8 protein-coding genes and 3 pseudogenes are annotated in these 14,661 nt (G+C 60.4%); all 11 read right to left on the bottom strand.

What is annotated here, in order from left to right:
- Positions 1-474, bottom strand: a 474-nt coding sequence (locus JCM15764_RS27430; protein WP_279384585.1) for a hotdog family protein, incomplete at its 3' end; no start/stop codon positions are given.
- On the bottom strand, positions 471-3,539 hold the full coding sequence (locus tag JCM15764_RS27425) for an acyltransferase domain-containing protein (protein WP_054698530.1): 3,069 nt from the start codon (positions 3,537-3,539) through the stop codon (positions 471-473). The genes JCM15764_RS27430 and JCM15764_RS27425, both read right to left, overlap by 4 nt.
- 155 nt (positions 3,540-3,694) lie before the next feature.
- Positions 3,695-3,814 (bottom strand): annotated as a pseudogene (locus JCM15764_RS27420) (hypothetical protein); the annotation flags it as partial.
- 1 nt (position 3,815) lies between these two features.
- Positions 3,816-4,742, bottom strand: a complete 927-nt coding sequence (locus JCM15764_RS27415) for a beta-ketoacyl synthase N-terminal-like domain-containing protein (protein ID WP_279384588.1) — start codon at positions 4,740-4,742, stop codon at positions 3,816-3,818.
- Positions 4,743-4,754: 12 nt separating this feature from the next.
- Positions 4,755-5,872: pseudogene (locus tag JCM15764_RS27410) on the bottom strand (beta-ketoacyl [acyl carrier protein] synthase domain-containing protein); the annotation flags it as partial.
- Between the two features lie 2 nt (positions 5,873-5,874).
- The gene (locus JCM15764_RS27405) at positions 5,875-6,552 is read right to left on the bottom strand and encodes a polyketide synthase dehydratase domain-containing protein (protein ID WP_279384584.1); all 678 of its coding nucleotides are present in this window, start codon (positions 6,550-6,552) and stop codon (positions 5,875-5,877) included.
- Positions 6,483-7,349, bottom strand: a complete 867-nt coding sequence (locus JCM15764_RS27400) for an SDR family NAD(P)-dependent oxidoreductase (protein WP_279384587.1) — start codon at positions 7,347-7,349, stop codon at positions 6,483-6,485. Before JCM15764_RS27400 ends, JCM15764_RS27405 begins: the two co-directional genes overlap by 70 nt.
- Positions 7,286-8,818 carry a phosphopantetheine-binding protein gene (locus JCM15764_RS27395; RefSeq protein WP_279384583.1) on the bottom strand — a complete coding sequence of 511 codons (1,533 nt, stop codon included), beginning with the start codon at positions 8,816-8,818 and terminating at the stop codon, positions 7,286-7,288. Before JCM15764_RS27395 ends, JCM15764_RS27400 begins: the two co-directional genes overlap by 64 nt.
- Before the next feature lie 20 nt (positions 8,819-8,838).
- Positions 8,839-10,134 (bottom strand): phosphopantetheine-binding protein, encoded by a 1,296-nt coding sequence (locus JCM15764_RS27390; protein WP_279384582.1) that lies wholly within the window; start codon positions 10,132-10,134, stop codon positions 8,839-8,841.
- A 166-nt stretch (positions 10,135-10,300) separates the two neighbouring features.
- Positions 10,301-12,678 (bottom strand): annotated as a pseudogene (locus JCM15764_RS27385) (beta-ketoacyl synthase N-terminal-like domain-containing protein); the annotation flags it as partial.
- 11 nt (positions 12,679-12,689) lie between these two features.
- On the bottom strand, positions 12,690-14,348 hold the full coding sequence (locus JCM15764_RS19380; protein WP_279384581.1) for a PfaD family polyunsaturated fatty acid/polyketide biosynthesis protein: 1,659 nt from the start codon (positions 14,346-14,348) through the stop codon (positions 12,690-12,692).
- Positions 14,349-14,661: the final 313 nt, after the last annotated feature.

Here is a 14,661-nt window from a genome sequence, read left to right as displayed (position 1 = left end):
CCCTAAAGGGAGGGAGTACGTCAATGCTCCCTCTCCCTGGTGGGAGAGGGTTGGGGAGAGGGGGGTAGCCGCAGAACCCTGCCACAACTCTACCAGCTTCTCTTTATTGGTCCCGCTCAACCTTACCGACATGCTGGTAATCTCGACAATAGCTTTGCCATCCGCGTACATCAGCGCATCCACAATGGCATAGGGCTCAGGGCGATAGCCCAGTTCCCGGATGGTGATTTCATAGGCGGCGACCCTGGTGGTTTCCAGGACCTGGCCGCGGCAGCAGAGCCGGCTCGCTACCCCTGGCACCGGTTCCCAGGCCGCATCGGCAGCTTCCGCAATCCATCCCATGCGCAGCAGGTAAATACGCAGGGTGTGGAGGCAGCACTCATACATGAGGGTGCCGGGCATGACCCGGTCATCGACGAAGTGGCAGGTGATGAACCAGTCATCGGGATGGATGTCGGCTTCGGCGCGGATCATACCCAGGCCGTAACGGCCGCCGGTGGGATCGAGCTCCAGGACCGGTGCACCAGCTGCATCCTTCCACCGGGAATGGTCAGGGGGGCGGCCAATCTGATGTGGGCGAAGAGGGGGCCGAAACTGCCGGCCAAATCTCCTCTCCTCAAGCTCTCCAGCTGGGAGGCGGTGTAAGATTCTTTGACCATCGGCACCAGTTCCGTCCAATCGGCTGGTCGTTTACCTGCCATCTGGCGCAGATCCAGGGCTCCCTTGACAATTCCCTTGCCTGCTGCCAACTCGCCGGCGGTAAAGAAGCCGGCGCAGCCGTCACGCATGGTGAGAAGCGGTTGCCCATTGACCGTGGCATCGAAGCGGAAGCGGAACAGGTAGGTGTCCCCCTGGCGGAAGAAGCGCTCGATGCTGATATCGTAATGGATGGTTTCTCCAGGAACGGGCAGTGCTCGATGGAAAGTGACCACCGCATCGAGGAGGCGATAGACGGCCAAACCCCTGGTGATGAAATCGATGCCCAGGTAGCCCGAGAGGAAAAGGTCAGCCTGGCCGGCTTCGACGGCGATACAGGTGGGAATGCGGCCACCATCCAGGTACCAGGCGCCGGGATGGATATCGTGCTCGGTTACCACACGGCCGCTGGTCATGGACTTTGCCTCCCCCTCTATGCTCATGATCCGGTCCACCAGCATCAACGGTTCATCGGGGAGACGGACCCGGGTGGGGAAGGAATCGGCCTCGGCAAAGGCCGGCCCGAGCATGCGGCCGACCAGGCCGCGGGCGAACTCCAGACACATTTCCCGGTCGAAGGCGGCTTTCGGCCCCGGTGCAGCGAGCGGTCTTGGCGAATCAAGGGGCGGTTGGTCAATAAAAATTCCGGCTGCGGCCAGTTCGTTCCGGATGGAGAACTGATAAGCCAGGGTATCGGCCATGGTCCGGCTGAAGCTGTTCGACACCTTGAGAAACGCATCATGGGCCTGCAATTGCGCCTGCCGGGCAGCGGCAAAGGCACTCATGAGCGGGTCCCCTGTCGCCGCTGGAGATTGATGAGAAAATACTGCAGATGTCGTTGCAGTTTCTCCTTCAGTGATGTGAGTCTCAGGTGCTACTGCTGTCTTGGGGGGTGCTGCAACTACCCCTTCCCCTCGTGGAAGGGGGCGAAGGGGAGGGGGTGTCGGAACCGGTCGCAATGTGGGCTTGGGTGGTTCAAAGGGTCTGTTGACCATGACAATCCGGAATTGCCGCTCACCTTTTGCTGTGGACACTGGAATTGCTTGTTCTGCATAAAGGGGCGAGAGATCGACCGGTATCCGTTCGGCCATGAGCTGGGCCAGGAGGCGAAGAATAGCCGAGGCGCCATCGATGCCGGAGAAGCAGGCTGACCTGGCCAAGTGGGGGCGCTCTCCAAGGATGCGGCCGATCATCCTGCTGCAGGAGTTGCCGGGTCCCATTTCCAGGAAATACCTGACTCCTGCATCATATGCTGCATTGACGACGGCCGGAAAATCGATGCCCTCCACCGCCTGGGCAAGGATGGAATCGGCTGCACTGGCGCGGGTGACGGCGTATGCTTTCCCTTTGGCGCCGCTGTAAAATGTGACCCCTGGCGGTGGAGTGGTCTCAAAAAGATGCAGGTCCCGATATGCCTCGGCCACCTGTTTCGCCACTTCGCAGTGAACGGTGGTAACGCCGTGCAGGGGGTGGAACCGGCATTCCAGCATGGCTACCAGGCGTTTCACCGCCTTGGCATCGCCGCCGATGACGCATTCGTCGGGGGTGTTGACGATGAGGAGGTAGACCCGCTGGGTGGAGCGGAGGGCGCGGCGCACATCCTTGGCCGTTGCCTCAACAACGCCGATGCTCCACTCCACTTCCTTACCTTCACCCAGACCCCAGGCACGGGCTGCAGCGCGGCATTCGCCTGCCAGGTCGCGGGTGAAGAGCGTAGATTTGCCCATGCGCATCAGCATCTCGTCCCGTGCATGCCATGCCCCCAGGGCGAAAAGTCCTGCCGATTCCCCCAGGCTGTAGCTGATGACCGAGGTCGGTTCGATGCCGAAGCTGCGGACGATATCGCTGACCGCGACGCCGGTTGCCACCTGGCCGAAGATGACCGCCTCGTGGTTGTTGTTGACCTCTGCTGCAGGAGCGCCGTTCCAGAAGTACTCGGGCTGGAACTGGCTGCGCAGGTAAAGGTTTCTGCCGTCCTGGCGGCGGAACACCTCCGGCCAGGCAACGGACAGTTCCATGCCCATGCCGGCATAGTGGTTGCCGGACCCCGGAAAGACAAAGGCGATCTTACCGTCCGTGCCGATGGGAGAAGCTGAATAGAAAAGCCGGTCGCGAAGCATGGGCTGCGCCAGGATAGGGGCATTCCCTCCAGCAACTACTGCCTTGGCCTGCTCCATGAGAGCCGCAAGCTCGTCCAAATTTCGGGCTACCATGGTTACGGCAAGGGCCTCGCCTGAACCATTTCGTGCCTGCCATTCCAAGGCCAGTCGGGCCAGATCGAATTTCTTTTCGCCATTTAACTGACGCAGCTGGTCCAGCCCCTGGGTCAGCTCGGCCTGATTGTTCCCGGCCACCACAAAAATGAATTCACCCAGGGAGCCCAAAGGCGCTTGACGCTCATCCTGGAAACGCTGGGGAACCGAATCCCATCCTTCCAGAACCACATGGCTGCAGGTGCCGTCAATACCAAAGGTACTGATCCCGGCCCGGCGCGGCCCTTCTGCCCGGTTGCGCAGCCAGTAGCGTGGGCTGCGGGGAATATGGAGTGATCCGTTGCCCGACAACTCCGGCAAAGGCGATTCCACTCCGCGACAGGGGGGGATGATCTCATGATACAGGGCGAGGCAGCCCCGGACGAAGGAGGCCAGGCCGGAGGCGGCGCCGCAGTGGCCGATGTCACCCTTGACCGATGTAACGGCGCAGTGGCGGGGCTGGTTGCCGGCAAGGAAACTGGCCAGGGCCTTTGCTTCCATCCTGTCTTCGGGAGGATTGCCGCTGCCGCAGGCTTCCAGGAAGCTGATGCTGTGAGGCTCCACACCGGAACCGGCATAGGCCCGTTCCATGGCTTTGGTATAGGCCTTTTCCCCTGGGTTGACGATGCCCCCCCCGGCGGTGCCGATGCCTTGATGACTGCATAGATGCGGTCGCCATCACGCTCCGCATCCTGCAGCCGCTTCAATACCACTGCCGTGGCTCCCTCACCAACCGTGCTGCCGCATGAACCTTCATCGAAGGGGCTGCCATTGCCGGCCGAGGCAAAAGGACGCCGGGAATGATGGCCGAGGACAGCGCGCAGGTCGCCGGCAAAATCAACTGCCCCGACAAGCGCCCGGTCGATCTCACCGGCATTCAGCAGCCGGACCGCTGCTTCCAGGCGCGGATGCCGGAGCCTTCCTCGTTGGAGACGGTGAAGCTCGGTCCGCCGACCCGAAACTCACGGGCGATACGGCTGGCAACAATATTTCCCAGGGCGCCCATGGTCCTGTTGGCGGTGAGAGAAGGTCCGGCAGCCTCCCGCAGCTCGCTGTCCATCCTTCAAGGTCGCCGGGAGAAAGTTCATTTCCCAGCTCCTGCTGCCACTTTCGTGCTTCTTCTGCCATTGACCAGCGGAAGCTGAAATTGGTGCTGTTCAGGTCCAGGGCGATGCCGATGAGGACCGCCGCCCGGTCATTGCCGTCACGGCCAAGTCCGGCGTCGGCCATGGCTGCTGCGGCAGTTTGCAGCATAAGGAGCTGTTGGGGCAGCATTTCTTCCATTTCCAGCGGCGGAATGCGAAATTGATCGGTGGCAACGGCAAACTCGTCGACATAAAAGCCCTTGAATGAGGCCGGATCCAGCTCTTCTTCCCTGAACCACCGGCTTTTCTCTGCTCCCCACCAGCGCTGGGGGACGGTCGGTTCAGCGCTGCCATCGCCACCCAGAACCCGTTCGGTAAACTTTTTCAATGACTGCCAAGGGCCGAAGCGGGCATCAATGCCGACGATGGCGATATCTGTCGCCCCTTCCACGGTCGGGGCCTTTATGGCAATCGCCCGCGAGGCCGAGTGGTTTTCCGGCAACCACTCTTCAACCAGCAGGTGGCCATTGATGCCGCCGAAACCGAAGGCGCTCACTGCTGCCCGGCGGGGAATCCCCTCACTGCGGCGTTGCCAGGGGCGAGCGCTGGCCAGCACCTGGAATGGACTTCCTTCAAGATCTATGGCGGCCGGTGGCGCGGAAAAACCGGCAGTGGGGGGAAGAATTCCCTCGTTCATGGCCAGGAGCACCTTGGTCAAAGCCGCTGCGCCTGCTGCGGTAAGCAGGTGGCAATATTGGATTTCACCGAACCGATGACGCAGGATTCGGCAACAGGGGCATCGCCCCACAGCTGCTTGAGACTGGCAAATTCCGTTGCATCGCCGACAGCGGTACCGGTGGCGTGGCACTCGATCAGATCCACATCCTGCGGCTTCCAGCCACTCTGGGCATAGGCAGCGCCCATGGCCCGAAGCTGCCCCTCGGAGAGAGGGGCGAGCAGACTGCCGCCCACATCGTTGGAGAGGCCGACTCCCTTGATGATTCCATAAATACGGTCACCATGGGCAACGGCATCCTCGGTTCTTTTCAGAAGGAAGATGCCGGCCCCTTCGCCGACGACCAGTCCATCGGCGGCAGCGTCAAAGGGAGAGCAGACACCACGTTTTGACAGGGCGCGGAGCTGGGAAAAGCCCATCTGGGTATAGAGTGGGTCGGGTCTGGAGACGCCGCCGGTGAGCATGGCATCGGCGCGACCGGAGAGGAGCTCGTCCATGGCCAGCTTTATGGCATAGATGGAACTGGCGCAGGCAGCGTCAAGTGTGCAGCTGCCTCCACCCAGACCCAGTGCATTTGACAGAAGTCCGGCAGGGAGGCCGGCGACATAGCGGTTGATGGGGTCCATATCTTCCCGCTTCCTGGAGTGTCCGAGGAGCTTCTCCTCAAATGTTTTGCCAAGCCAGGCGCGGGTCAGTTTTGCGGACGTTTCGGTGGGAAGGGCCAGGTTGCCGATGATGACCCCCACCTTGGAGCGGTCAAGGGGGGCGGTGATGCCGTTGTCGAAAGCCCTTTTTCCGGCGTGGAGCAGGAGTTGGAAAAGAGGATCGAGGCCGGCGACGAGGCCTGGATCGAGGGCAATGCCGTCAAGCCTGGAGATGGGGGGCAACTGCTCGATAAAGCAGCCGCGCCGTGAGTAAACGTGGTCAGCTTTTCCCGGGGTCGGGTCGAAGACCCCATCGGCGGCAACGTGCCATCTTTCAGCCGGAACTTCCCTGGCTGAAGTGCGCCCGGCGCGGATATTTTCCCAATACTGCTCAAGGTCGGGGGCATCGGGGAAAATGGCGCCGATGCCGACAATTGCAACCGAAGGTTTTTCCTGCATTCTCAGGCTGCTCCCAACTGGACTCCGCCCGTTTTGGCGAGCTGGTTACGCTGGAAGGCCTGTTTCAGTGAGGGGTCAATGACACACTCGTATCCTTCCAGGCGGGCAACAAGTTTGCCCGAATGCCGGTCGAGAAATTCCATGTCTGCAGTGGCGCTTGTCTGGCGTTCTTCGGTGATGCGCACCACCACCTGAACTCCCTCAACGGGGAAACTGTCCAGGTACTGGCGATACCTGCCGGCAAAGCATGGAAGAGAGCCGGCGCCGAAGCGCTCGAAGGACCAGAGGATCATGAGCTGGAAGGCGCTGTCCATGACCAGGGGATCGGTGAGCCATGCGCTACGCAAGGGCTGCTTGATCCAGCTTGCCGGTGACGGCGCACCCTTGGCCATGGCGGCAATTCCTTTGGTGGAACAGCCGATCACCTGCTCGATGCCATGCAGTTCAGGGCCGTGGAAAAGGCGTTCCTTGTCGTAAATCTTTCCGTTTTTGGGCTCGTAAGGGGTGGAAGGTATTTCGATGATGGAGCGAATCCCTTCGGGTAGCCGCCCTGCCAGAATGATCTCTGCTTTGGCATGGAGGACCTTTTTGCCTTCTGGGGTGGCACTGGTCAGTTCAACGGGCACCAGATAGAAGGAATCCCTTTTCTGGGCCTTGCCTGCCAGGAAACGGAGGTGCATGGGGAGCCTTGTTCGAAGACTACACCCTTGCAGATGCGCAGATCGTTGAAACCATGGAAACGCAGTCCGGGATTGCCATGGAGGGCGCCATGGGCCAGCCATTCGACGATGACGGCCATGGGGAGCACTGCCTTGCCGTCCAGAACGTGGGAGCGGAGGAACGGGTAATCATTGACGGTCAGGTTCAGGGCAAATGCTTCCGGCAGGACCTGGGAGCGGGAAATGGGCGAGATGGCGGAAAGTTCACCGGCAGCACCGGCAATGGCAACAACCTCGACTGGCGAACCCGTGGCAGCAATCTCGCGAACGAGGAAATCGCCACCGGCAGCAAGACCGATCAGGCCGATCCCTTCGCCGGCGAAAACTTTTTTCAGGGAAGGAGTTACCATGCCTCCGTCCCACGGTCCCCAGTTGATGCTGACTACCCTGCATCCAGGGCGCTTGCGCATCTCAGCCTGGGCCAGCTTGTTGAGAACTTCATTGGCCACGGCATAATCAACCTGGCCGATACGGCCGAAACGACCGGTGGTGGAGGAGAAGAGGGCGATGAAGCGGAGCTCGTCTTCTGCCGTGGCGCTCAGCAGGGAATGCAGACCGTCGACCTTTGTGCCGTAAACCATGGCAAACTGGTCGATCGATTTATCGACGATCAACCGGTCTGCCAGGACCCCTGCCCCATGAACGAGACCGCGAATCTGGCCATGTTTCTGCCTGATGCCTGCCAGTAGATTTCTCACCTGGCCGGCATCGCGGATATCAACCGAGTGATAGGCGGCTTTGCCCCCGGCCGCTTCAATGCGGGCAAGGGTGGCGCGAAGCTCACGTCCGGCGAATACCCCCCGGTAGCGCTCCTCGATATCCCGTGGATGAAGTTTGCCCCCGGCCTGCTCGATGATCCCCTTCTTGATCTGGCTTCCTCAGTCAACTGGCTCAACCATGCCGGTTCCTGGACAGGCTCGGGACTTCTGCCCAGGAGGACCAGGAAAGGACGGTAGGCCCGGCTGAGAGCCACGGCAGTTTCAGCGGTCACGCCCCTGCCTCCGCCGGTAATGACGACGACATCTCCCTCGCGCAAGGGCGTGGAAGCAGTCTCGGCAGCGGGAAGTTCGGCAAGTTGAAGGGCTATGCGCTGTTCCGGGCCAAGACCAACTTCCAGCGGACCGACGCGGAACAGCTCTGAGGTAATGGCCTCTGCCATTGCCGTCGGACTCTGGAAAACACCGAGATCCATGGCCTTGCAGTTCACCTCAGGCCACTCCTGCGCTGCCGTCTTGGTAAAACCGGCAAGTCCGCCCGATAAGGGATCAGCAAGCTCATTGGTCGTACCGCAACCGAAGGCGCCATCAAGCCGGGAAATGGTAGCAAAGAGAGCGCCCCCTTCTACACCCGCCTTGCGCAGGGCAGGGGCGGCGCTTTTCAGGAGCATGAAGGCCTTCTCCAGGAACTGCCCATCCGTTCCGCTTTGGGGCGCAGAGATAACCAGACCTGCAAGTTTTGCCGGCGGGGTAATTTCGTGTTCCTCATGGTTGCTGATCCTGCGTACGGTAAAACCACGGCGGAAGAGCATGGTGCAGAGCTCGGCGGTAAAAGGGGAACCATCGTCGGTTACCCAGAACTCACTGTCCGTGCCTATCTGCAATTCTACAGCATCTTTGGTGTCGCCAAGCTCGCCCGGGACGATGGTGCTGCGGGAGATTCGGGGTTCTTTCCCTGATTCCGGCTCTGCAGCAGCTTGCGGTGACGATTGCACAGGGGGAGGCTCGGCAGTTGCAGCAGTACCCCCCAAATGCCGGGCTATCTCACCCAGGGTTTTCAGGGTGCCCAGATGCTCGGGCCCTATCAACGGTGCGCCGGGAAGACGCTCCTGGATGGTGGAGAGGATTTCCACCCTTTTGATGGAGTCGATACCCAGGTCTGAATCCAGACCCATCTCCATCTCCAGCATTTCCACCGGATAACCGGTCTTCTCGCTGACCACCTCCAGCAGAACCTGCGAAACCTGGCCAGCGCCTGCCGAGATGGGCGTAGCGGTAGCCTGTGGGAGGGCAACCTGAAAGGAAGTTGATCCGGCGCCGAGATAACCGGCGATGTCTCCCAGGGTGCGCAGGGTACCCAGGTGTTCGGGCCCGATGACCGGTGTGCCGGGGAGGCGTTCCTGAATGGCCGAGAGAATTTCCACCCGTTTAATGGAATCGATGCCCAGGTCGGCGTCCATTCCCATCTCCATCTCCAGCATCTCCACCGGATAGCCGGTTTTCTCGCTCACCACGGCCAGCAAAGTTTCGGCTACGTTGCTGCAGCTGCTGCAGGTGCTGTTGCCATGGAACCTGGTGAGGCAGCAGGAATTCCGGCACCCAAATAACCGGCGATATCACCCAGGGTGCGTAGCGTTCCCAGATGTTCCGGGCCGATAATTGGCGAGCCGGGGAGGCGTTCCTGGATGGCGGAGAGGATTTCCACCCGTTTAATTGAATCGATGCCCAGGTCGGCATCCATGCCCATTTCCATTTCCAGCATTTCAACCGGGTAGCCTGTCTTCTCGCTGACCACGGCCAGCAGTGTTTCAGCGACCTGGATATTGCCTGCGGAAGAGGGGGGTGCCGTGACTGCCTGCGGCGCAGGAGTAGAAAGAGGGATTCCGGCGCCCAGATAGGCGGCAATATCGCCCAAGGTTCGCAGGGTCCCCAGATGTTCCGGGCCGATAACAGGTGAGCCGGGGAGGCGTTCCTGGATGGCGGAGAGAATTTCCACCCTCTTGATGGAGTCGATACCCAGATCGGCATCCATCCCCATCTCCATTTCCAGCATCTCCACCGGATACCCGGTCTTCTCGCTGACCACGGCAAGAAGGGTTTCCGCCGTCCGATTGGCGGCCGAAGGGGGCACCGGAGCCGGGGCAGAAACTGCAGGTGCTGCAGTGGCAGGCGCCGAAGGAGGCTGAACCGGTTGGACCGCAGCCTGTTGCACGGTGGCTGATGGGGCAACGGAAGCTGGCAGCGGCATTGATCCGGGGATGATCGTTCCCTGGATAAGGCGCTGTTGTTGCTCCAGCAGGGTCTGAAAGGTGCGGTTGGCAGCTTCCTGACCCTCAAGAAAACGGCGGTGGAGTTGGGCAGTTTCCTCCTGCATCTTTTGCAGCAGCGACAGGCTGTCGCGGGTGACACGCATGGATTCTGCCAGGGCATCCGGGGAAACGGACGTTGTCGTATGGGAAACTGCCGGTCCTTGCCAATGGAAAGCCGCTGCCGGCTGGGTCGCCGGCTGGACAGGCCGGGCAACGTTCTGTTGAATCTGCTTTGGCAGCGGCGGCCGTTTTGCTTTAGGCTTCACGTAATTGGCACCGCAGATGGGCACGGTCATGGCCGGCTTTTTCCCATTCTCGGCAGGAATCTCATATCCTTCATCCCATAGTGACAGGCGCACCGGGTACCCCAGCACGACCAGCTGGGCCAGGAGCCTGCCCAGGTCGGCAATGCCCGAGCGCTTGCCGGCTGAAGAATCCAGGGCAACAGCCAGATGCTCCCTGTCGCCGAGAATGGCCTTGACGAGCCCGGTGAGCCTTGCTCCCGGACCGACCTCCACAAAGGTGCGTATCCCGCGGCGTACATGGCGTCAATCTCGGCGACGAATTCGACCGGGTTGGCCAGCTGCCCTGCCAGAAGGGCTTGGCAGCAGTGCTTTCAGCGGGATACTCGGTGGCGGTGGTGTTGGCATAAACGGGTAGTCGGACGGGGTTGAAGGTAACGCTGTCCAGCGCCTTCTGAAAGGGTGCGGCTGCATCGGCGACCAGGGTGCTATGAAAGGCTGCGGCAACGGGAATTTTCTTGCAGGGGATGCCGCGGCCGGTAATGATATGGGCTGCCCGGTCGATCTCGGCGCTTTTGCCCGACAATACCCCCTGGTTGGGGGCATTGCGGTTGGCCAGGACCAGGTCGATCTTTTCCTCGGCCAGCAGCTGTTCAATTGTTGCCAGAGGGGCCGATACGGCCAGCATGCTTCCCTTCTCCCCCTTTGTCTCCCCCATGAGGCGGCCGCGCAGGCGAGACAGCTGGTTGAGCGTCATTTCGTCCAGTCGCCCTGCGGCGTGAAGGGCCGTTAATTCGCCATAGCTATGGCCGGCGACGGCGTCAGGGTCAATTCCAAAGGTTTTAAGAATATTCAGTGCCCCGGTGCTGACCGCGCCTATGGCCGGTTGGGCAGATTCGGTAGCTCGCAGCGCCACTTCCTGTCTTTCCCTTGTTTCAGCATCAAAGGCAGTTTGGGGATAAATGAGGTCGGAGAGGCGTTCGCCGGTGGCGGTTGCAAAACCGTCATCGGCAGCAGCTAAAGAGTTGAGCATCTGCGGGAAGTGGCATGCCAGGTCCCTGAGCATGCCGGTGTATTGGGCTCCCTGGCCGGGAAAGAGCATGCCCAGCTTTCCGGGGGTGGAACCATGGGCGAAAAAAGCGCCGTCGGGGGTGCTCCAGGAACCTGCGGCATTTTTGCCGAGCATCATCCTGGCGTTATTGACAACAGCATCCAGCTTGGTTTTATCCCGTTCAACGACAAGAGCCATACGGAAGGGAGCTCTGCCGTCAAAGGCGGCACGGCTCTTTGTGGCAAAAGCCCGCACTTCTTCCCACGAAGCAGAAACCGGCAGGTTGGCCAGGGCAGCCTGCAGCTTATGGGCGCCCTGTGCCGACAGGGCAACGAGCTGGACATTGCCGTCCCAGTCTGCTGCTTCTTTTGCCGGTTTATATTCCTCCAGAACCACGTGAAAGTTGGAACCGCCGAAGCCGAAGGCACTGACGGCAGCCCGGCGCGGCCCATTGTCACGGGGAAGCCAGGGCCGCTTCCGGGTGGTCAGATAGAAAGGGGTACGATCGGCAGTTACTTCTTTCAGCGGTTTTTCCACCTTGATGGTCGGGGGAAGCACCTTGTGGTGGAGGGCCAGGGCCGATTTGATGAGACCTGCGGCGCCTGCCGAGGCTTTGGTATGGCCAATCTGCGACTTGACCGAGCCGAGGGCGCACCACGGGGTATCTGCTTCGCCATAGACGTCGCGCAAGGCGCTTACCTCAACGGCATCCCCCACCTTGGTGCCGGTTCCGTGGGCTTCTATGAGCCCGATGCTGTCGGGAGTTACTCCTGCCCGATTATAGGCATCAATCAGGGCTTTTTTCTGGCCGCCGGCACTGGGTGCATAGATGGCATCACCCTTACCGTCGCTGGAGGAACCGATGCCGCGAACAACAGCGTAAATCCTGTCTCCGTCACGCTCTGCATCGGCCAGCCGCTTGATAACGACGATGCCCAGGCCTTCTCCGAGAATGGTACCGTCTCCCGAGGCGTCAAAGGGTTTGGCATTGCCGGTTGGGGAGAGGGCAGGGGTCTTGCTGAAGCACATGTACATGAAGATATCGTTGAAGGTATCGATGCCGCCGGTTACCACCATGTCGGCCTTGCCCGAATCCAGTTCCATGGCGGCCAGGTGCAATGCGCTGAAGGAGCTGGCGCAGGCGGCATCAACGACGCAGTTGGTTCCTCCAAAATCATAGTGCTTGCTGATCCGCCCTGCCACCACGTTGCCCAGCAGACCGGGGAACGAATTTTCCTGCCAGGAGACATAGGAGTCGGCGATACGCTGTACCACGTCCTCGGCGATATTTGCATCCACCCCGGCTTCCTTGAGCGCCTTGCGCCACACGGGATGGCCCAGCCGTGCCCCCAGGGGCACGACCAGCTCAAGGGTGCCGGTAACGCCGAGGATGACGCTGGCGCGGTTGCGGTCATAATCGCTTCCCGGCCCATAGCCCGCGTCTTTCAGCGCCTGGCCGGCCACCACCAGGCCGAGCAGTTGGAGGTATCGATGGCTTCCAGGATGTTGGGGGGAATGTTGAATTCCATGGGATTGAAGGGTACCGGTGAAATGAAACCACCCCTACGGCCGTAGGTGCGGTCCGGGGATTTGGGATCACCGTCGAAATAGTCGGCAATCTGCCAATGGGTGGCGGGTATTTCCGTGATGGCGTCGATACCTTCGGCAACATTGGACCAGTAGGCATCAGGATCATTGGCCTGGGGAAAGAGGCAGCCGATGCCGATAATGGCCAGCGGTGTGCTGCTTGCAGTTGCGTCCGGTTTCACGTCGTTCTTTTTCACCTAAGGTACTCCTTGATCTTTGCTGTTTCCAACGGCTGTATCTGCAGTTCTTCAGGGGTGAAGCGGATTCCCTGGCAGCTGAGCATGGCGGCGCGGGTCTGGACAGCGGCGCCGAAAAGAATATTCAAAGCGGCCGAAACCACCGTGCGCCGGGAATGCTGCTCCAGGAAGGAACCGGCAGTCCATTCGTTGAAGGCGCCCATTGCTGGCCCGCACCAGACCTGATAGTCCATCTTGCGCGTCGGTTCTCCGTCCCTGGCCCAGTGTGCGCCCTGTCCCAGATACCAGCGAAAAACCAGGGCCATGCGATGCTTGGGGTCCCGGTCTGCCCGCTCCACCTGGCTCGGGTCGCGCCGCTGGAAATAGGCGCGGGTATCCTGCCAGATGTTCTCCAGCTTGTTGCGGAACAGGGTCTGTTCCAGCTTGTCCTTTTCCGCGGCTGGTATCTCATCCATGCTGCCGTATGTACGGTAAATCTCGTAAAGCCTGGCGGCGCGCATGGGAAACATGGTGCCACGCTTCAGGACCTGTACCGTCACTCCCATCTCGAACATATCGGCGGCCGGGGCCATGGTCACATCGGCCTGGCGTGTCTCGGCCAGCATCTTCCGCACTTCTTCACAGGTGCCGGATTCCACGCAGGCCTGGTTGACAGAGCCGGTGACGATATAGGCAGCGCCCATGGCAAAGGCGGCAGCTGCGGCGGCAGGGGTAGAAATGCCCCCTCCCAGACCGACTCTTAGCCTGATGCCGCTGTAGTTTGCCTGGTGTTTGGCAGCCAGGGAAAGGATGGTGGGAAAAAGGGCGATGGCGGGACGATTGTCCGTATGGCCACCGGAATCCGCTTCGGCAGTGATATCCTGGGCCATGGGAATCTGTGCCGCAAGTTCTGCCTGGGCCTCGGTGATCTCACCGGCAGCGATCAATGACCGCAGGTGCTTTTCCGGCGGGGGAGAGAAGAATCGTGCCGCCAGTTCTTCCCGCGAGACCTTGGCGATAATGCGGTTGGGGGTGACGATGGCGCCGTCGGCGGCACGATGGATGCCGTGGACCCGATAACGGACCAGGGGGAGAGTAAGGGCGAGGAAGGCGGAGGCCTCGATGACCCGGATTCCTTTGTCGATGTAAAGACGGGAAAGGGCATCCTCCAGATCGGGTTCGTGGGGGGAATGGATCAGATTGAAACCATAGGGGATGTCGGTCCTGCTCAGTTTGTCAGCGGTGGCCTCCACCTCGGCAAAGGGGAGGCCGGCGGCGCCGAAAAAGCCGAACATTCCTGCACGCCCCAACTCCTCAGCCATGGCGGCGGAACTTATACCCTTGGCCATGGAGCCGCCGATATAGGGGTAGCGGATGCCCAGGTCCCGGCAGAATTGCGCATCTCCCAGCTTTTCTGGCAGGCAGGGTGAAGCCTGACCCATGATCGGCAGGCCCCCTTCCGGTCTTTCCTGTCCGAAGAGGGCGCTGCCATCCGTCTTTGCACAGATGGCTTCACCGGTATTCACCAGGTAAAGGGGACGAGTGACCTGGCGAAGTGCCTCCGACAGGCTGTTTCCATGTGATGATAACTGTGATGACGGTAACCACCAGCCTGGGCAGGCAGGTTCCGAGGGATGACCCGTTGCGTCACTCCTGGTCTGAAACTGGTTCAACACAATCTCCTATCATGTTACGTTTTGCTGATGCTGGTCTGTGAACAAGGAGCGGAAAGGAAGCTGGCTGGCAGGCAAACTCGCTGAAATTAAAGCGAATTCACTTTGATTTGATTAAAGATGCCTGCTGAATTTTAACTTTTGACTTTTACCTGAAAAGCATCAAAAAAGCAAGGTCAACATGGGAAATATGGATTATAGAGAGATGGGAAAAAGGGGCAGTGCCAGCAGTCATCTTTTTCAGTCGGGCCTTAAATCCGCCGGTTATGTACTTTACTACGGCGATCTACGGGAGGAGTCCCTTCGGAAGCCGGCT

It is taken from the genome of Geotalea toluenoxydans JCM 15764 (genome assembly GCF_001311985.1).
GTDB classification, from domain to species: Bacteria; Desulfobacterota; Desulfuromonadia; order Geobacterales; family Geobacteraceae; genus Geotalea; species Geotalea toluenoxydans.
This window is presented reverse-complemented; position numbering and strand designations above follow the sequence as displayed.

Bases quoted from the DNA above. Each gene is read 5' to 3' on its own strand.
- JCM15764_RS27405 (WP_279384584.1), bottom strand. From the start codon at position 6,552: ATGCACCTCCGTTTCCTGGCAGGCAAGGCCCAGAAAAGGGATTCCTTC.
- JCM15764_RS27425 (WP_054698530.1), bottom strand. From the start codon at position 3,539: ATGGAACGGGCCTATGCCGGTTCCGGTGTGGAGCCTCACAGCATCAGC.